Source organism: Roseburia porci (assembly GCF_009695765.1).
Classification (GTDB): Bacteria; Bacillota; Clostridia; order Lachnospirales; family Lachnospiraceae; genus Roseburia; species Roseburia porci.
The window spans coordinates 63,277-82,915 of the sequence record NZ_VUNI01000005.1 but is presented as its reverse complement, the minus strand read 5'-3'; the positions used below and the strand labels follow the sequence as shown (position 1 = coordinate 82,915).

At 42.4% G+C, this 19,639-nt stretch carries 19 protein-coding genes; 14 read left to right on the top strand and 5 right to left on the bottom strand.

The genetic code is table 11. The features are described from left to right. Positions 1-6: 6 nt before the first annotated feature. The gene (locus FYJ75_RS04635; RefSeq protein WP_154429292.1) at positions 7-1,290 is read left to right on the top strand and encodes an aminotransferase class I/II-fold pyridoxal phosphate-dependent enzyme; all 1,284 of its coding nucleotides are present in this window, start codon (positions 7-9) and stop codon (positions 1,288-1,290) included. A gap of 95 nt (positions 1,291-1,385) precedes the next feature. Continuing rightward, positions 1,386-2,669 (top strand): methyl-accepting chemotaxis protein, encoded by a 1,284-nt coding sequence (locus FYJ75_RS04630; RefSeq protein WP_154429291.1) that lies wholly within the window; start codon positions 1,386-1,388, stop codon positions 2,667-2,669. A gap of 74 nt (positions 2,670-2,743) precedes the next feature. Here FYJ75_RS04630 and FYJ75_RS04625 read toward each other — a convergent pair whose 3' ends face one another. Continuing rightward, the gene (locus tag FYJ75_RS04625; RefSeq protein ID WP_154429290.1) at positions 2,744-3,595 is read right to left on the bottom strand and encodes a substrate-binding domain-containing protein; all 852 of its coding nucleotides are present in this window, start codon (positions 3,593-3,595) and stop codon (positions 2,744-2,746) included. 478 nt (positions 3,596-4,073) lie between these two features. Here FYJ75_RS04625 and FYJ75_RS04620 point away from each other — a divergent pair, with 478 nt between their 5' ends. From FYJ75_RS04620 to FYJ75_RS04585, 8 genes are all read left to right on the top strand, one after another. Further along, positions 4,074-4,265 carry a hypothetical protein gene (locus FYJ75_RS04620; protein WP_154429289.1) on the top strand — a complete coding sequence of 64 codons (192 nt, stop codon included), beginning with the start codon at positions 4,074-4,076 and terminating at the stop codon, positions 4,263-4,265. Positions 4,266-4,286: 21 nt separating this feature from the next. Continuing rightward, on the top strand, positions 4,287-5,393 hold the full coding sequence (locus FYJ75_RS04615) for an ATPase, T2SS/T4P/T4SS family (protein WP_154429288.1): 1,107 nt from the start codon (positions 4,287-4,289) through the stop codon (positions 5,391-5,393). Beyond that, complete coding sequence (locus FYJ75_RS04610; RefSeq protein WP_154429287.1) at positions 5,362-6,882, top strand: type II secretion system F family protein; 1,521 nt, start codon at positions 5,362-5,364, stop codon at positions 6,880-6,882. The genes FYJ75_RS04615 and FYJ75_RS04610 overlap by 32 nt, the downstream gene beginning before the upstream one ends. 9 nt (positions 6,883-6,891) lie before the next feature. Further along, the gene (locus FYJ75_RS04605; protein ID WP_154429286.1) at positions 6,892-7,269 is read left to right on the top strand and encodes a hypothetical protein; all 378 of its coding nucleotides are present in this window, start codon (positions 6,892-6,894) and stop codon (positions 7,267-7,269) included. Positions 7,270-7,387: 118 nt separating this feature from the next. Beyond that, positions 7,388-7,540, top strand: coding sequence for a hypothetical protein (locus tag FYJ75_RS04600; protein ID WP_154429285.1), 153 nt, complete (start codon positions 7,388-7,390; stop codon positions 7,538-7,540). Further along, complete coding sequence (locus FYJ75_RS04595) at positions 7,537-8,016, top strand: hypothetical protein (protein ID WP_154429284.1); 480 nt, start codon at positions 7,537-7,539, stop codon at positions 8,014-8,016. Before FYJ75_RS04600 ends, FYJ75_RS04595 begins: the two co-directional genes overlap by 4 nt. Positions 8,017-8,028: 12 nt before the next feature. After that, positions 8,029-8,589 (top strand): hypothetical protein, encoded by a 561-nt coding sequence (locus FYJ75_RS04590; RefSeq protein ID WP_154429283.1) that lies wholly within the window; start codon positions 8,029-8,031, stop codon positions 8,587-8,589. Positions 8,590-8,618: 29 nt separating this feature from the next. After that, positions 8,619-9,923 (top strand): hypothetical protein, encoded by a 1,305-nt coding sequence (locus FYJ75_RS04585; protein WP_154429282.1) that lies wholly within the window; start codon positions 8,619-8,621, stop codon positions 9,921-9,923. A 46-nt stretch (positions 9,924-9,969) separates the two neighbouring features. Here FYJ75_RS04585 and FYJ75_RS04580 read toward each other — a convergent pair whose 3' ends face one another. Then, positions 9,970-11,259 carry an HlyC/CorC family transporter gene (locus tag FYJ75_RS04580; RefSeq protein ID WP_154429281.1) on the bottom strand — a complete coding sequence of 430 codons (1,290 nt, stop codon included), beginning with the start codon at positions 11,257-11,259 and terminating at the stop codon, positions 9,970-9,972. 104 nt (positions 11,260-11,363) lie between these two features. Then, entirely contained in the window at positions 11,364-12,821 is a 1,458-nt protein-coding gene (gene guaB / locus FYJ75_RS04575; protein ID WP_154429280.1) for an IMP dehydrogenase, read from the bottom strand. Between the two features lie 321 nt (positions 12,822-13,142). Here guaB and hisA point away from each other — a divergent pair, with 321 nt between their 5' ends. The 4 genes from hisA to FYJ75_RS04555 all read left to right on the top strand — a co-directional run bounded on the left by hisA (position 13,143) and on the right by FYJ75_RS04555 (position 17,184). Continuing rightward, positions 13,143-13,931 (top strand): phosphoribosylformimino-5-aminoimidazole carboxamide ribotide isomerase, encoded by a 789-nt coding sequence (hisA, locus tag FYJ75_RS04570; RefSeq protein WP_154429279.1) that lies wholly within the window; start codon positions 13,143-13,145, stop codon positions 13,929-13,931. 21 nt (positions 13,932-13,952) lie between these two features. After that, complete coding sequence (glnA, locus tag FYJ75_RS04565) at positions 13,953-15,284, top strand: type I glutamate--ammonia ligase (RefSeq protein WP_154429278.1); 1,332 nt, start codon at positions 13,953-13,955, stop codon at positions 15,282-15,284. Positions 15,285-15,308: 24 nt separating this feature from the next. After that, complete coding sequence (locus FYJ75_RS04560; RefSeq protein WP_328596861.1) at positions 15,309-15,860, top strand: ANTAR domain-containing response regulator; 552 nt, start codon at positions 15,309-15,311, stop codon at positions 15,858-15,860. A 109-nt stretch (positions 15,861-15,969) separates the two neighbouring features. Next, positions 15,970-17,184, top strand: a complete 1,215-nt coding sequence (locus tag FYJ75_RS04555; protein WP_154429277.1) for an LL-diaminopimelate aminotransferase — start codon at positions 15,970-15,972, stop codon at positions 17,182-17,184. A gap of 109 nt (positions 17,185-17,293) precedes the next feature. Here the strand turns inward: FYJ75_RS04555 and FYJ75_RS04550 are convergent, their stop codons facing one another. Together FYJ75_RS04550 and FYJ75_RS04545 are read right to left on the bottom strand one after the other, a co-directional pair. Continuing rightward, complete coding sequence (locus tag FYJ75_RS04550; protein WP_154429276.1) at positions 17,294-18,103, bottom strand: GDSL-type esterase/lipase family protein; 810 nt, start codon at positions 18,101-18,103, stop codon at positions 17,294-17,296. Positions 18,104-18,123: 20 nt separating this feature from the next. Beyond that, positions 18,124-19,548: an MBOAT family O-acyltransferase gene (locus FYJ75_RS04545; RefSeq protein WP_154429275.1), complete on the bottom strand. Its 1,425-nt coding sequence runs from the start codon at positions 19,546-19,548 to the stop codon at positions 18,124-18,126. Positions 19,549-19,639: the final 91 nt, after the last annotated feature.

Genomic DNA, 19,639 nt, shown 5'->3' with positions numbered 1-19,639 from the left:
AGTAACATGAAATCTTATCAGGAAATGACAAAGGAAGAACTTTTACAGGAAAAAGCAGGTCTTGAAGCAGAATATGCAAAGATCAAGGCAAGAGGACTTGCTTTAGATATGTCAAGAGGAAAGCCATCTTCAGAACAGCTGGATCTTTGTATGGACATGTTGGATGTCATTGACTCCAAGTCTGTTTTAAAGAGTGAAAATGGTACAGACCTGAGAAACTATGGTATTGTAGATGGAATTCCGGAAGCAAAACGTCTGATCGCTGAGATTGTAGATTGCAAACCGGAGAATGTGATCGTTTATGGTAACTCCAGTCTGAATATTATGTATGATCAGATTTCACGTGCTATGACACATGGTATTTGTGGAAATACTCCTTGGTGTAAGCTTGATAAGGTAAAATTCCTGTGCCCGGTTCCGGGATATGACAGACATTTTGCCGTAACAGAGCATTTTGGAATCGAGATGATCAATATCCCGATGTCTGCAGATGGCCCGGATATGGATCTTGTAGAAAAATACGTAAGTGAAGATCCTGCTGTAAAAGGTATCTGGTGTGTTCCAAAATATTCAAATCCTCAGGGTGTTGTTTATTCCGATGATACGGTACGCCGTTTTGCAAATCTGAAACCGGCTGCAGCTGATTTCCGTATTTTCTGGGATAACGCATATTGTGTACACCATATTTATGAGGACAAACAGGCTCAGATCTTAAATATTCTGGATGAATGCGAAAAGGCTGGCAATCCGGATCTGGTATTCCAGTTTTGCTCTACAAGTAAAGTAAGTTTCCCAGGAGCCGGAATTGCTGCAATCAGTGCATCAGCTGCGAATATTGCAGATATTAAGAAACAGTTGTCATTCCAGACAATCGGACATGATAAGATCAATCAGCTGCGTCATGTAAGATACTTTAAAGACAGAGCCGGTATTGAGGCACATATGATGAAACAGGCAGCCATTATCCGTCCAAAATTTGAGATGGTTCTGGATCTTTTGGAAAAAGAAATCAAACCGCTTGGAATCGGAAGCTGGGTAAATCCTCTTGGCGGATATTTCATCGGATTTGAGACTCTTGAAGGCTGTGCAAAAGCAGTGGTTGCAAAGTGTAAGGAAGCAGGTGTTGTCCTGACCGGAGCAGGAGCACCTTTCCCATATGGTAAGGATCCGAAAGATTCCATTATCCGTATCGCACCAACATATCCATCACTTGCAGATCTGACAGAGGCAGCAAACGTATTTGTTACATGTGTAAAGCTTGTTAGTGTTGAAAAATTGCTGGAAAGATAGTACAATAGAATCATATCTAAGAACGCTGGGTTTGAAGATAAACCCGGCGTTTTTTCCTTTACAGGAATTAACTTAAGAAAAAGGAGAGAGGGACTATGAATCTGAAAACAAAGATTTTTGGGTCAGTACTTGGCATTTATGCAGCCACCATTGCTATTATCTGCATTTGTGTGAATGCAAACTGCCAGAAGAATGATCTTGCAGGAGATGTTACAGCCAGTATGATCGGAAGCGTTATTTTAAGTGCTGTGATTATTGGTATCATTATGCTGGCTGTTTTGTTCATGCTTAGCCGCAAGATGCTTAGTTCGCTGAGCGATATGAATGACAAGATGGAAGAATTTTCGCAGAATGGTGGAGATCTTACCGCTTTTATGGACGAGAACAGACGTCAGGAATTAAGTGGAGTAGCAGGTAAGCTGAATGAGGTTATGATGCATATCCATGATGTACTTTTGAATGTTCTGAATCATTCGCAGAAACTTGCAGAATCGGTAGAGAAGATGGATGTAAGTATTGGAAATACTACAGATGATGCCCTTAATGTTTCCAGCGCTATGCAGGAGATCAGTGCATCAGTGGAAGAGATGACTTCAAATATCATGGAGATTGCTTCGGTTATGGAGGACATGACCAAGTCCTTTAATGATATCAACGAAGAAGCCAAAGATGGTGCGGACTATGCAGAGAACAGCAATAAAGATGCTTATGATATCATGACGAAGTCAGAGACAGAACGTCAGGAGATCCTTCAGAAAGCTGAGGAAGTAGAAGAAGCGCTGAAACAGAAGATTGAGCAGTCCAAACAGGCAGAACGTATTATGGATCTTACCGGAGATATCATTCAGATCGCAGACCAGACCAACCTGCTGGCATTGAATGCTTCCATTGAAGCAGCGAGAGCCGGAGATGTAGGCCGTGGTTTTGCGGTTGTCGCAGATGAGATCACAAAGCTTGCAGTAGATTCCATGCAGACAGCAAGCCAGATCAAAGATATTTCAAATACCGTTATTACTGCTGTAAGTGAACTGGCAGAAGAATCCGGAAAAGTTGTTGATTTTATGCGCGAGAAGACCGTTGACAGTTATACACAGCTCGTGGATGTCGGAAGAAAATATCAGGGTGATTCCAAGATCATGTATGATAAGATGCAGGATTTCTTAACACTTGCGGGAAGTCTTTCCGGACAGGTGGACAGTGCAACTCATGCAATTGAGGCAATTCGTTCCGCAGCTCAGGAATCTGCGAAGGCAGTTACAGATTCTGCAGACAGCATGACAAAGATCACAGAGCATATGACTGACATCAGAGAAAGCAGTGAGACAAATGCGCAGATCGCAGTTGCTCTGGATGCCAGCATCAATAAATTCAAATTATAGAAATGATTTTTAAATAGAATGAACACAAAAACAGCTTTATCCAATTGCGGATAAAGCTGTTTTTTGTAACTGTTTTAATCCTGATAAGAACGAAGCCCGTTATAAGTATGCATACGCAGCTTTCCTTTGATCAGGTAATCACGTGTGTTCTTATAATCTGGATGATGAATCAGATAAATGCATGTCTGTACGGTAAGGTCAATAAAATGATCTACCGGATGCACGATCACATCAATGTTCATCTGGCTTGCGAGTGTACTGCCAACCATGCCGTAGCCGAATAACTGAAATGGCTCATTGGCAGGATCTGTATTATAAAATACCAGATAATCCAGAATCCGGTTGGTAATAGCCGGTGTTCCTGCAAGAATGGCATGGCAGTTTTTGGAAACCATATCTTCTATAATCTTGTCTACCCGGAAGGAGAGATCATCGCCGACATCATAAATAAGATCCTTGGAAAATGGAAGCGAAGAAGCAGTTACCGCATCCTGATATGCACGCAGCAGTTCCTTGGTTGCAGACAGTTCGCGGTGGGAACAGATGCATCCAACGGTCGATTTCTTCTGGTTGGCAGATGAAATGATCGCCTGGTAGATTGCAGAGTAGTCACTTTCCAAAATGCAGGAAAAAGGGCAGCCTTCCGGTTTGTTGATCAGAAAGAGCATTGGAACAGTTCCGGTAACGGCAGATTCAATTTGTGTGTAGCGTTCTGCCGCAGAAATAATGATGATACAATCCGTAGTTTTGGAAAACTTCTGGATAAAGTCTTTCTCTTTGGAAATATCATTATTGGTCAGTCCAATGACCAGCTGATAGCCTTTTTCATAAAAAGAACTGGATAATCCGTCTAATAGGGAATCCCTGAAATTAGCGGCAATACTTGCAAGAATAACTCCGATTGTTTTGCTTGGCTCTTTTGACAAAATAGCATCCCCTCCGTTTTTAGTATAGTCAGGTAATTGCGAAACTATTTTAAACTACTCAGGCATGTACTGTGAGTATAAATAATCGCAGGTACGCTCTCGCTGCTCATCGCTGGCAGCGGTACATAAGACGTCAAAATACGACGTCTAAGTACCGGCCGCTCTGAAGCACCTGCGAGTTACCTATACTCACAGTACATGCTTACCCTAGATTTCAATAGTTTCGCAATTACCTGTTCGTTATAGTTTAATTATATTCCTGTATGACAAAATTGAAAAGAAAAAATCGACAAAAATAAAAAAACAGTTTACAAAATCGAAAAAAGCACGTATAGTTAATGTATCTTTTTTGATTGAATATGTAATGCGTCTGGCATTACGATCTGATGCAGGTATTCTTCCTGCATAAATCCCGGATGATGAATAAAATGAGAGACGTTTCTTTTCTTACACAACGGATAAGAAAGGATATGTGTCTATGAAAGAAATATTTGAACAGTATGGTGGAGTTTTAATTACCGTGACAGCAATTGTTGCAGTGGTTGCAATTGTGACCGTTTTAATTGGAACAGGAGAGGGAAGTGTTGTGTATGATGCATTTCACGATCTTCTTACCAATTTCTTCAAGGATGCCGCCGGTGGAATGTGTCTGAAGCCGTTTGTTTTTTGAAGCTGGACAATGAGGTGAAAGATGGAATTAGGGAAAGAATATTTTGGCCCTTTGTGGAAGTTTGTCTCCAATTCAGAAATCACGGATATTGATTATAATGGCAATGAACTCTGGCTTACCAATGTTTATAATGAGCGGTATAAAGTGAGTGCCGCTTTTGTAAAGGAGTATCTGACTCCGCAGTTTGTGGAACAGTTCACACAGCGAATCGCTAATGTGGTGAGCCGCCAGTTTAATAAGTGCAATCCGGAGCTGGAGGCCGAGACAAGTGAGCTCAGGGTAACGATCATGCATGAATCTGTTGCAAGATCAGGCAGAACCATCAGTATCCGTAAGACACCGCCTGTGATCCGGCTTACCATTCAAAAAGCACTGGAAGAAGGCTATTGTGGCAGGGAACTATTAGCATTGTTGATTAATTGTGTAAGGGTCAAAATGAATTTTGTATTCTGTGGAGAACCAGGCGTAGGAAAGACAGAATGTGCGAAGTTTTTTTCACAGTTTATTCCGGCAAATGAAAGAGTGATTACGATCGAGGACACGTTGGAACTGCGTTATAATCAGACGAATCCGGGGAAGGACTGTATTGAAATGAAGGTCAGTGAGGATACCTTTGGGTATGCACAGGCGCTGAAATCTTCACTTCGCCTGAACCCCAAATGGATCATGCTCTCAGAAGCACGCTCCAAGGAAGTGAAATACCTGTTAGAGAGCTGGTCGACCGGGGTAAGAGGGATGACTACACTGCATACGGATGATGTGCGAAATGTTCCGGACCGGATATTAAACATGCTGGAGAGCCGTGTGGACGCAGACCGGATGGAGAATGACATTTATCAGGCCCTTGATGTCGGAATACTGATCCGCAGGAAACGCAGGGAGGATGGAAGCAGTTATCGTTATATTGACCAGGTTTGTTTTTTTACAAGACAAAATTGTGAGAATGCGATCATAATGATCGTCCGCAACGGGAAACTGGAACAAAACAAACTTCCGGATTCCATTATGGAGCGATTCCGTCGGACAGAGATCAGAGATCCATATGTGAGTAAAGAACTGGAATTGATGGAGAACAGGGCAAAGGAGGAGATAATGTATGAAGGGGAGGGCATCGGCCGGACTACGTGACCGGACAAACCAGAGGCTCTGGCGTAAACTCCGGAAAAAAAGCGGTTATGTGATGCCAGAAGCAAAAAATCAGTCGGAAAACAATTCCTGGTATCGGTTATGGTATATCACAGCTGCGGCTGCGACAGCAGGGTGTCTTGTACATGTGGTATTTCAGATGAGCCGGTTATTGTCTGTGGCAGTTTTTGTATCCGTATTTGTGTATCTGCAGCGGATGTTAAAGATGAAAAAACAGCAGATGCTGCAGGAGATACGGTTACAGGAAGTCTCTGTTTATATGGATACCGTTTTATATGCATTTATGAAGTACGGGAAGATCAGTGAAGCACTTTCGGATGCTGGGAGAGCTTTAACGGCAGGGAAGATGAAAGAAACAATTCATAAAGCGTTTGATCATATGCAGTATACGTTTGATAATACGGAGCTTCTGGCTGATTCACTTGGAATGATCGAAGCAGAATATCAGACGGGAAGAATTCATAATATCCATGAATTTATGCTGCACGTAGAAGATTACGGAGGCGATTTCCGAAGACCGGCACAGCTTCTTCTAAACGAAAAACAAATGTGGGAGAAGCGTATTCGCAAGGCTATAGAGGAGCGCAAAAGGATGTTTCGGGATGTGGTGCTCTCGGTAGCAGCATCGATTGTCATCTGTATCATTGTACAGCATATTCCCGCCATGAATCTGGACATCAGTAAAAACCGGTGGATTCAGACCGGTACATTTTTGCTGATTCTGGCTGACGAGGTGATCCTGCTGCGTGCACAGCGGTATCTGGCGGCTGACTGGCTGCAATATGATAAATTCCGGGAAGATGAACAATATGAGAAAAAGATGATAGAGTTTCGAAATTACGATGAAAGAAGATCCAGGAGAATTTCTTTTTTCCTGGGCAAGATGATGGCAGTTATCAGTGCAGGTCTGCTTTGGAAAGGATGGAATGGGCCTGCCGTGACAGGCATGTTACTGATGCTTTTGTTTTTTGCGCAGCACAGAGCAGGACATTACCTTGCAAAAAAGAGGCTGACAGCAGAAATAAGAAGAGCATTTCCCAATTGGCTGATGGATCTGGTTTTGCTTTTGCAGAGTGAAAATGTTCAGGTCGCATTGCAGAAATCCGTTCGTAATGCACCTGGAGTGCTTCGGCTGGAATTGCGGGAACTGATCGGAAGACTTCAGTTAAGCCCGGAGGATGCAGCACCATATCATTCGTTTTTACAGGAATTTGAAATACCCGAAATACAATCAGCCATGAGTATGCTGTATGCATTGTCAGCAGGGCATGGTGGGAACAGCGACAGACAGCTTGGAGAACTGATAAGCAGGAATCAGGAGATGCTTGATGAGGCAGAGAAACACAAGAATTCGGATCGGAATGCAGGTCTTTATCTGCTGTTTCTGGCTCCGGTTTTGACCGCGTCTGCCAAAATGCTTTTGGATATGTCGGTTTTTATGCTGTCTTTCTTACGGACGACAGTAGGATAGGAGGCGTATATGAGTCAGATCATGAAAGCTTATATGAGCGTGTTTCTTTTACTGCTTCTGACAGCCGTATCGGAAGGAATTTTTACCGGATATCTGCAGGTTTTGTCGGCACAGGACATGCATGCAGCAGTGATAAAAGAGATGGAAAACAGTCATTTTTATCATGAGGTCGTAAAAGAATGTTTTGAACAGACCGAGGAGAAGGGATACCGGCTGGAAATCACGATGTATAAAAAGGATGGCACTACACAGAAGATTACGTCCGGGGAAGCAGCCCCGGAGGATACAAAAGAGGTTATGGGGGCTGATGTGAGAATGGAGTTTGCATATACCAATACATTTTTGCAGATCCGTCAGCCGCATATTCTGAGTGGATATGCCGGATAGGAGGAAATATGAAGCTGTTTGCAGAAGAATTTGGGATTGCTGTTGTCATTGCGGTCTGCGGGAGTGGAATCCTGCGGGTACTCGATATGGTTTTAGACGTTGTGACAGGAGGAATTGTATGAAAGCAGTGATTGAAGAATATGGGACGCTTGTTCTTGGAGTTGCGGGGGCGGCTGGTATGATCGGGCTGCTTCTGGAAATGTTTTGGACGCCGGGATCTGTGTTGCAGCGTTTTATTGAGGTATGGGGGAATGGAGGCTGTGGTGGATGAAAGAAGTCATGGAACAGTATGGCAGTATCCTGCTTGCAGCGCTTACCGGAGTACTAATGATTACGTTTCTTATGGGAATGCGGCAAGGAGAAAATCGTGGAATCCACGGCATTGCCGGGGCTGTGCTGGAGGCCGAAGGCCGGGATCTGCTCATGGAGGAGCAGACAAATGCTTTTGCAGAATACAGAAAAACTGCGGTTCCACAATTTGTTTCCAGTATGGAACGTGAGATAAAGAAAGAGACAAAGATTCGACTGGATGAGATCTGTAAAGCTTTGGACTGGAACGGGAATGAAATTCCGGTTTGGATTGTGGCTCTTCATAAGCAGAATGGAGAGCCCTGTACATGGAGTGAACAGGATATGAAAAGTTATGTGCAGTTTCCGGGAAGTGGAATTTATTATATTCAAGTCCGTGCTATGGATGCAATGGGAAGAGAACAGTGTGCGGTTATTACCGTTCCAGTGCAGGAATGAGAGGGGGAAAATATGAAGAATGTACTGATCGGGATTGTCGGTGGAATGATTCTGGTGTATATGGTCGTGATTCAGATCAGCCTGTATACCGAAAGTGTACGTCAGAATGAACTCAATCAGTGTGTTGCAGATGTGACCATGCAGGTATTGAAAGGGTGCAGGAACCAAACGGATGAAGCTGCGCAGAAGATCCTTACAGACAGAATCAGAGAAAGGCTGCCATCGGATTCCGAGGTGCAGATTGATGTGTTGGCATGTGACATGCAAAAAGGGATCGTTTCGGCAAAGGTAAAGGAGGAATTTCTTTATCCGAATGGGAAAAGCGGCAGTGTGCGGACGGCGAGAACTGCGATTGCAGAGAAAAAGGCAGAGGACATGTCACAGGCAAGGATTATTTATAAAGACCATGGAGAAATCTATAAAGAGTATATGGTACAGACAGGGGAAACGTATGTAGCTGCGAAACTGCCGGATGGGGCAAGAGGATGGAGGCTGGAAGGAAAGGAGTTTATTCTTCTTTCGGGAGAAAGCTTTCTGGTGGAAGCAGATATGAATTTTGAAACGATATATTAAACGGAATCGAAGCAATGGGGAGACGCCAATTGAGAAAAATAAAAAGAAATCTTGCAATTTTTTTCGGAATTGTTCTTGCAGTGGGAGTGTATATATCTGGAATGTATCTGTCAGAACCGGAAAAAACTTATGCAAAAGGGACTGTCGATGCAGTGAAATTCTATGAACAATATAAGGATGGACTGACCTTTGTGGAAGAGACGGAAGGCACAGGGGTGATATACTGCGTTTTAAAAAATGACCGGGAAAATATGACCTATCGTAATATTGGATGGCAGTTTCATATCTACAGTGGAGAAGAATATCTGGAAACAGTAATTTACAAGCTTGGAGGCGATTATTTTCGGCTGGAAGATATTCAGTATACAGAAGATAGAAAATATCAGTATGAACTTTTTGGACTCCGGGTTGGAAATCTGAAATCCCGTATCAGCACGAAAGTCAGGGATCAGATGGAACAGGGGACATGCAGTATCCGTGTGGACAGCTGTATTGCTCCTGCAAAGGATGGGCTGATCGATGGTTTTATGGATGATAATAAGATACGTGGCAATGTTCTTTGTACTTATGAACAGGTTATGTCGAGTACACAACTGACTGCGTATGAGAAAGCTGAGTTAAAAAATGCGTTTGGCAAGTCTGTTCAGCAGCTTTTTTATACGGTTTCGGCAGAGGGGGATGAAGGAATAGAACAGATTCAGGGAACAGGATCGTATTGCTATGGAGACCGTGCAAGATTAAAGGCTGTTGTGCGGGATGGATACCTGTTTCATGACTGGAGCGAAAGCCGGAAATACTATACGAGAGAAATCATTTTTCGGGTTTACAGGGATACCGCGTTTATTGTGTCAACGGTAAACAATCTGCCACCTGAAATTTATGCGCAGGATATGTATTTTTCATTGGAACAGGCACAAAAGGGATTGATTACTGAGGAAGTGTTAGGAGAACACGTATATGCACAGGACAGGGAGGATGGAAGGATTTCCTATGGGAAGCATCGGAGAAATTCGCTTGTTCTGATCAATTATGCGCTGGAGGATATGACTGCGTTTCAGAAAGCAGGAAGTGTGACAGAGACTTTTTGCGCAACAGACAGCGGTGGAAATACTGTTACAAAAACAGTATGGATTCATCTTGTGGATACAACACCTGCTACAGGACGTGAGGCATTTGGTGAACCAAGGTGGATCAGCCGGAGATATTTTGAAAAGGAAGACAGAAGTCTGCTGGCCGAAGAAGAGGGGGGATTACCTGAGGATTCCTGCTGGATAGTAGATGAGGAATATCGTACGCTTTTGCAGGAGGTACTTTGGAGAGAAGAGGAGAAATAAAAAACAGGCAGACTTAAAAAAGAAGTCTGCCTGCGTTTTATCGGGCTTAAGAATTATGTTCTTCTGCTTCCTGGGTGTTGTTTTCTGGAAGCTTGATGTATACCTGTTCGATACGGTTTTTATCGACTCTGGCAATTTTTAAGAGTGTGTTATCGTCTGTCAGGATGATCTCATTTTTGGATGGAAGGTGATCAAGCTGTCCAAGACAATATCCACCGATCGTGTCATAGTCGTCGGATTCCAGATGTAAGCCAAGTTCATCATTGACATCATCGAGATGGGTAGAGCCAAGAACCATGTATTCACGATCATTTAACGGTGTGATTGCGTCTTCTTCATCCGCATCATACTCATCCCTGATCTCACCTACGATCTCTTCCAGAAGGTCCTCTAAAGTAATCAGACCGGCAGTTACACCGTATTCATCAAGGACGATCGCAAGTGAAATGGAGGATTGGCGCATTTCAATAAAAAGATCTGCGGTATTTTTATGTTCAAAAGTGAAATATGGTTCCCGAAGAAAATCACGGATTGAAAAATGCTCTTTATCATTATCATAAAGCAGGAGATCTTTCATATTGATGATACCGATTACATTATCCGTGCTGTCTTCATAGACCGGAAGACGTGTAAATTTATCTTCACGGAAAATATCGATCAGTTCATCATAGGTAGAGTCCACCTGGACAAAGGTCATATCGATACGTGGAACCATAACTTCTTTTGCCTCGGAATCGCCAAAATCAAATACATTATGGATCATATCCCGCTCTTCGTGTTCGATGACACCGCTTTCCTGACCAACATCAACGATGGTACGGAGTTCTTCTTCGGTCATAAGCTTTGAAGATGCATTTGGATCTACGTGAAGCAAAAGCAGAACCCCCATGGATAAGCGGTTGATTACAAAAATAGCCGGAGTCAGAATAAACATGATCGCTTCAATGACTCCTGCACATTTTAAAGAAAGTCTGTCGGCTTCTAAGGTTGCCATGGTCTTTGGTGTGACTTCACCAAAAATCAGAATCAGAACCGTAAGAATACCAGTTGCAATACCAGCACCAACACTTCCAAAATAACGGATGGCAAGTGAAGTTGCAATGGAGGATGCAGACAGGTTGACAATGTTGTTTCCAATCAGGATTGCAGAAAGCATTTTTCCGGAATCGTTCGTGATACGCAGAACACGCTCCGCTTTCTTATCTCCGTTTTCTGAAAGCGTACGCATACGTATTTTATTTACCGTAGTTAACGCGGTCTCAGAAGAAGAGAAGAATGAAGAAAGTGCAAGTAGTACAAGTAAACTGATAATCTGTGCTATATCGACAGCGTCCAAAATAATTTTCACCTCGTAAATTTCTTAATTATAGTGATTCCCGGCACAAATATGCCGGGAATCTATTATACTATATTTTTATTGCTGTATTCAAGCAAAAATGACTAGTTCGCATCTGTGCTGTAGTTTGGTGCCTCTTTTGTAATATGAATATCATGTGGATGAGATTCTTTTAATGAAGCAGCAGAAATCTTAATGAATTTTCCGTTCTCTTTCATAAGTTCGATATTCTGGCAGCCACAGTATCCCATACCGGAATGAATACCACCGATCAGCTGGAATACGGTATCTTCAAGAGTTCCCTTGTAAGCAACACGTCCTTCAACACCTTCAGGAACCAGTTTCTTTGCACCTTCCTGGAAGTAACGGTCTTTGCTTCCGTTTTCCATAGCTGCGATGGAACCCATACCACGGTATACTTTGTATTTTCTTCCCTGATATAATTCAAATGTTCCAGGTGCTTCGTCGCATCCTGCGAACATGGAACCCATCATGCAGACATTGGCTCCGGCAGCAATGGCCTTTGTAATGTCACCGGAGTATTTGATACCACCATCAGCGATAACCGGAATACCATATTCTTTGGCAACTGCATAGCAGTCCATAATTGCAGAAATCTGTGGAACACCGATACCTGCTACGACACGTGTGGTACAGATAGATCCAGGTCCGATACCAACTTTGACAGCATCAGCACCAGCTTCGATCAGAGCTTTTGCAGCAGCACCGGTAGCAATGTTACCTGCGATTACCTGAAGATCCGGATAAGTAGCTTTAATCTTCTTTACTGCTTCTAAGATGTTTTTGGAATGTCCATGTGCGGAATCAACAACGATAACATCAACATGGGCTTTAACAAGTGCATCTACACGATCCATCATGTTTGCTGTGATTCCAACTCCGGCACCACAGAGAAGACGTCCCTGCTCATCTTTTGCGGATAATGGATATTTGATCTGTTTCTCGATATCTTTGATCGTAATCAGACCTTTCAGATTGAAATCCTTATCTACGATAGGAAGTTTCTCTTTTCTTGCTTTGGCGAGAATGCTTTTGGCTTCATCTAAAGTGATGCCTTCCTGAGCAGTGATCAGACCCTCTGAAGTCATAGATTCTTTGATTTTTTTGGAGAAATCTGTCTCGAATTTCAGATCACGGTTTGTGATAATACCAACTAACTTTCCATTCTCAGTGATCGGAACACCGGAGATACGGAATTTTGCCATTAATTCATTGGCATCCTGTAATGTATGTTCTGGAGAAAGATAAAATGGATCAGTGATTACACCATTTTCAGATCTCTTGACCTTATCTACTTCATCAGCCTGTGCTTCGATTGACATATTTTTATGGATAATTCCAATTCCACCCTGTCTGGCCATAGCGATTGCCATTTTTGATTCTGTTACAGTGTCCATAGCAGCGCTCATTAATGGAATGTTTAACACGATCTTTTTGGTAAGGTGTGTCGTAAGATCGATCATGTTTGGAGTAACCTCAGAATACTGAGGTACTAAAAGCACGTCATCAAATGTAATTCCTTCGCCGATAATAGTACCCATTTTTAAAATCCTCACTTTCTGTATACTTGTCAACATTATTATTAGTTGCTCAATCATAGCAAAATTATGAGATGATGTCAAGGTGATATAAGCTACGATTGATACAAAAAGGGGTATATATTAGAAAAAATAATAAATGCAATTAATCACATTTATTGAACACTTGCATAGAGTAACGCGGCAGCAGGGGAATCATTTAGAGTAGAAAAAGAATGATTCACAAACAGGAAAAAATATGTTATGATTCTAAATATGTATGAGGGCGAAGAAGTCATGACCGTGGATTTCTGCGCCCTTTTGTCATAGTAAAGGAGAGGACAGATGCAATTTAGACCCTGTATAGACATACATAATGGGAAGGTAAAGCAGATCGTGGGCAGTAGTCTGCGGGATGCTGGAGATCAGGCGGAAGAAAATTTTGTGGCAGAACAGAATGGCGCCTTTTTTGCAAAGTTATACAAGGATGCGGGAATCCGTGGGGGACATATTATCCTGTTAAACCCGGAGCAGAGTGAATATTATGAGGCGACCAGAGCACAGGCACTTCTTGCACTCCATGAGTATCCAGGAGGCTTGCAGATTGGAGGAGGGATACATGCCGGAAATGCTGCTTCCTTTATTAAAGAGGGGGCAAGTCATGTGATCGTGACATCTTATGTTTTTAAAGATGGAAAGATCAGTTTTGAGAATCTGAAACGGCTTGTAAATGCTGTTGGAAAAGAGCATCTTGTTCTGGATTTAAGCTGCAGATTCCGGGGTGATGGTTATTATATTGTGACTGACCGATGGCAGAAGTTTACAGAAGAGAAGGTGACCACGGAACTTTTAGACAGATTAGCTGAATATTGTGATGAATTTCTGGTTCATGCAGTAGATGTGGAAGGAAAAGCATCCGGAATCGAAGAGGAACTGGCAGGTCAGCTGGGAAGATGGAACCGGATTCCGGTTACCTATGCCGGAGGTGTCCGAAATTTTGATGATCTTAGAAAGATCCGTGAACTTGGACATGGACATTTGAATGTAACCATCGGAAGTGCACTGGATCTGTTTGGCGGAACCATGTCATATCAGAAGGTACTCGATTATATTGCTTCAGTACAGGAAGCTTAGAATAAAGAAAAGGAGAGAATTATGAGCAAATATACCAAACAGGATATTATGAGAATCGTAGAAGAAGAGGATGTGGAATTTATCCGGCTTCAGTTCACAGATATCTTTGGAACAATGAAAAATGTTGCAATTACAGCAAGTCAGCTGGAAAAGGCCCTGGATAACAAATGCATGTTTGATGGCTCTTCAATTGAGGGATTTGTGCGTATTGAGGAATCTGACATGTATCTGTATCCGGATCTGGATACGTTTACCATTTTCCCATGGAGACCACAGCAGGGAAAGGTTGCGCGTATTATCTGTGATGTATACAGTACAGATGGAACTCCGTTCCAGGGCGACTGCCGCCATATCTTAAAGAAGCAGATTGAAGAGGCTGCCAGAATGGGATATGTATTTAACGTAGGACCGGAGGTGGAATTCTTCCTGTTCCATCAGGATGAAGATGGACAGCCTACAACGATCAGTCATGAAAAAGCGGGATATTTTGACCTGGGACCTGTCGATCTTGGGGAAAATGCAAGACGTGATATGGTACTGACACTCGAGGATATGGATTTTGAAATTGAAGCTTCCCATCATGAGGCTGCTCCTGCCCAGCATGAGATCGATTTTAAATATGATGAGGCACTTGTTACCGCAGATAATATTATGACATTCAAACTGGCTGTCAAAACCATTGCAAAACGTCATGGACTGTTTGCAAGCTTTATGCCAAAACCAAAATCTGGTATCGCCGGATCCGGTATGCATATTAATATGTCTTTATCCAAAGATGGAAAGAACATCTTTGATGATCCGGATGGCGAGCTTGGAATGAGCAAAGAGGCATATTATTTTATCGGCGGTATTATGAAACACTTAAAAGGAATGACTGCAATCTGTAATCCACTGGTGAATTCCTATAAGAGATTTGTGCCTGGTTATGAGGCTCCAATCTATATTGCGTGGTCTACGAAGAATAGAAGTCCATTGATTCGGATTCCTGCTTCACGTGGTGAAAGTACAAGAATTGAACTCAGAAGTCCGGACCCGGCAGCAAATCCGTATCTGACACTTGCGGTATGTCTTGCAGCAGGACTTGACGGAATCCGTAATCAGATTACACCGCCGGATGCAATCTCTGCAAATGTATTTGAACTGACAACAGAAGAGAAAGAAAAGCTTGCTATTGAAGCAATTCCTGAGGATCTGAATGCAGCGATGGAAGAACTGAAAAAAGATACCTTTATCAGGGAAGTGCTTGGAGAACATATTGTGACCAAATATGTGGAAGCAAAACATGAAGAATGGGTTCATTATCGGGCTCAGGTTACAAAATGGGAAATCGATGAGTATTTATACAAAATCTAATCGAAAGCGTACAAGGGGATAACGGTGGATAATATTGTAGTAGCATTTCCAAAGCTGGCAAATGCCCAGAATATTAAAAAAATATTGGCACAGAGCGGATATCCGGTTGCGGCAGTCTGCACAACCGGTGCCCAGGCGCTTCAGAATGTGAACAGTCTTGAAAGCGGCATCGTTGTCTGTGGAGCCCGTTTTGTGGATATGATGTATGATGAACTGTACTCATATCTTCCGAAGGGATTTCAGATGCTGTTAGTGGCATCGCCGGCTTCCTTTGAAAATAAGGGAGTTGACAATCTGGTATGCCTTGCACTTCCGATGAAAGTGCATGAATTGCTCCAGACAGTTGAAATGATGGAGTATACGATTGCAAGAAGACGTAAGAAAATGCGTCAGAAGCCGAAGGAACGCTCGAAAGAAGAAGTCCAGCAGATTGAAAGAGCAAAGGCTCTTTTGATGGAACGAAACAACATGACGGAGGAAGAAGCGCACCGTTATATTCAGAAGAGAAGCATGGACAATGCGACCGGATTGACGGAAACTGCGCAGATGATTCTCAGTTTGATGGGAGAAGCGTAAAGTTTTTGAGATGGGCAATTGTATGTGGGGAATATATTTGTTATACTTATACTAATATGTGAATAGTTATTCATACTTTTACAGAATATCAGAAGAGAGGACGAAAGTAATGTATCAGATTAATGACAATTATCAGAAACTGCCGGGCAGTTATCTTTTCAGTACGATTGGCAAGAAGGTTGCCGCATATTCCGAGGCAAATCCGGATAAAAAGATTATCCGTCTCGGTATTGGTGATGTGACCCAGCCACTGGCTCCTGCAATCATTGAGGCACTGCATAAAGCAGTTGATGAAATGGGAAATGCAGAGACATTCCACGGTTATGCACCGGATCTGGGATATGAATTTTTAAGAAGTGCAATTGCCAAAAATGATTATCAGGCAAGAGGATGTGAGATCGGCATAGACGAGATCTTCGTTTCGGACGGAGCAAAGAGTGATTCCGCCAACATCCAGGAACTTTTTGCATTAAACAATCGCATTGCAGTATGTGATCCGGTATATCCGGTTTATGTGGATTCCAATGTAATGGCAGGAAGAACCGGAACTTATGACACGAAGACGGAGACATGGAGCAATGTGATCTACATGCCATGTACCGCGGAGAATAATTTTGTGCCGGAGTTCCCGAAAGAGACACCGGACATCATTTATCTGTGTCTTCCAAATAACCCGACAGGTACAACTCTGACAAAAGATCAGCTTCAGAAGTGGGTAGATTATGCAAACGAGAAAGGTGCAGTCATTATTTATGATGCAGCTTATGAAGCATATATCAGTGAAGACAATGTGCCACATACCATTTATGAGTGTGATGGAGCAAAGACCTGTGCGATTGAACTGAGAAGTTTTTCAAAGAATGCTGGATTTACCGGTGTTCGTCTTGGATTTACAGTTGTTCCAAAAGAATTAAAGTGTGGAGATGTATCTTTAAATGCAATGTGGGCAAGACGTCATGGAACCAAATTTAACGGTGCTCCGTATATTGTACAGCGTGCCGGAGAGGCTGTATACTCAGAAGCCGGAAAAGCACAGCTGAAAGAGCAGGTTGCATACTATATGAGAAATGCATCCACCATCAAAAATGGATTAAAAGATGCAGGCTATACCGTATTTGGTGGTGTGAATGCACCATATATCTGGTTAAAGACACCGGATAACATGACATCATGGCAGTTCTTCGATCATCTGTTAGAGGATGCAAATGTGGTTGGAACTCCTGGATCAGGATTTGGACCAAGCGGAGAAGGATATTTCAGACTGACTGCATTTGGTACTTATGAGAACACGCTTGCAGCATTAGAGAGATTTAAGACTCTGTAAAATATTGAACAGACAGAAAAAAGGAGTATGAAACCGGAAAACGGTTTTCATACTCCTTTTTTCACTAAGAATACGATCTGTGTATAGTTTATATAAAATACAGGAAAAATCAGCGGACAACCGCGTGCTGGCATAACCAGTCACACCAGGTGGCATAATATTTGCCGAGTGGATGGGTATCATCATTGGTATAATCCGGATTCAGGTTTCCGGTTTCATCATCAAATAATTCGTTGGCATCCAGATAAAAAACAGTCTCATGATCGACAAGCGATGCAATCTGTGCATTGAACTGATCGATGTTTGCATTGTTAAAAGTTGAATCTGAAGCGGAACGATCCGCGGTAACATGAAGATTTGCTTCAAGGTAAATGATTGCATCTGGCTGGAGTGCTTTTAACTGGCCAACCAGTTCACTGTATTTATTCACGGTCTGGTCCAGATTGAAGCCAAGCTCATTGATTCCAAGCATAAGATATATTTTCCCATAATGCTGGCTGCTTAAAAGATCATGAAGCGAAAGTGTTCCAAGACCATCTACTTCTAAAGGATCACTTGTTGCGTCATAGATGCTGAGACCGGTGTTTGCAAAAAAAGTAGCGTTATTTAATGTCCCGTATTCCTTCAGACCTACAGTGCGGGAATCTCCGATAAACAGTGCATCATCAAAATAAGAAGCATCCACGGTGGTCATGGATTCACTACTCACAGCGGCTTCTGTGTTTTCTGTGACATCCTCTGGATTTTTCTCCGGTGAACCGGAAGCGGGAACTTCGGTTGCTACCAGATCTGCTTTCTGGGGAGGTGTGTTTTTCATTTTATTTGTCTGCCAGCTGACGAGCAGAAAAACAATCGGAATGATGATACAACTGGCCATAAGACAGCCAATAAAAAGCGCTGCGTGTGATTTCTTTTTCATAAGAGTTCTCCTTTAAATCATTAAAATCTGAAGTATAAAAACGGATCATTTAATCCAATATGTAAGCAATAGATGGCAAGCCAGAAAATAAACAGGCAGATTACCGATTCGGCAACGGTATTTTTAATCCGATGCAGAATATGTGTCGGCAGCATGGTGGAAAATAAAAACCCTGCCGGAATGATAAAACGGAAATCTTTTAAAAATTTCAGAAAATCTCCATGGTAGATGATCTGGCTGCTGTGTCCGAGGAATGGAAAAAGTCTTGTAAGATATACACCAATATCCTGTATATTGGTGATGCCAAATACCATCCAGGAAAGCGGAATCAGAAAAAACATATAAAGATGCCTAATTCCGGGGTGCTTTTCAAGAATCCGACCAAATCCAAGTTTTTCAATTAGTAATATTACAAATAATAAAAGTCCCCATAAAATAAAATTCCATCCTGCTCCGTGCCAGATTCCGGTAAGAATCCATACAATAAAAATATTACGGATCCATTTGCCACGGCTTGTGCGGTTGCCGCCTAACGGAATGTATACATAATTGCGGAACCACTGTCCAAGCGTGATATGCCATCGGCGCCAGAAGTCGGTCATACTGATTGCAACATACGGATGCCGGAAGTTGACAGGCAGTTGAAAACCGAGAAGCTTTCCAAGACCGATTGCCATGAGCGAATAGCCGTAAAAGTCAAAGTAGATCTGGAAAGAATACGCAAAAATACCAAGCCAGGCAAGTGGCGTGGAGATACTGTCATATCCGATGGACTGAACGTTTGACCAGAGGCTTCCAAACTGATTGGCAAGAATGACTTTTAACCCGAGACCATAAATGAAATCTTTGAGTCCGCCCGACTGAGCCTCCAGACTATATGGTCTTTTGGCATGAAGTGATTCACGAATGGAAGAATAGGTGACGATCGGACCGGCAATCAGCTGTGGAAACATGCTGACATATGCACCGAAGTCCAGAAAGGATTCTTCCGCAGGAACTTCTCCACGATAAACATCAACAAGATAGGATACCATCTGAAATGTATAAAAGCTGATTCCAAGTGGGAGCACAAGTTTTAAATGAACTTCCGGAATCGCATGATCAGATAGCACCAGACCAAGCAGATCAGCAATGCAGGAGCAGAAAAAGTCAAAATATTTAAACAGAAAAAGCCACATAAAGTCGAAAAACAATCCACCAATGAGGAGTGTTTTCCGGGTCGCAGGATCTTCCTCGGATGATAAAAAACGTCCAATGCTGTAATTTACCGCAATCATCAGAAGAAATAACAGCAGATAGAAAGGCTGTTTCAGGACTCCTGCCGTATAAAAGATCAGACTTCCGATAAATAATACGCTATTTCTTGCATGGGATGAAATTGTATAATAAGCCAACAGAAAAAGTGGCAGAAAGACAAAGATAAATGTAAGGCTGCTGAATACCATAGTTTTTTCCTTTGTAAACTTTGTTACTGTATATTTTATACGATTTTGCGGAAAAGATATAGTATTTTATACCATTTTGTCGAAACTTTTG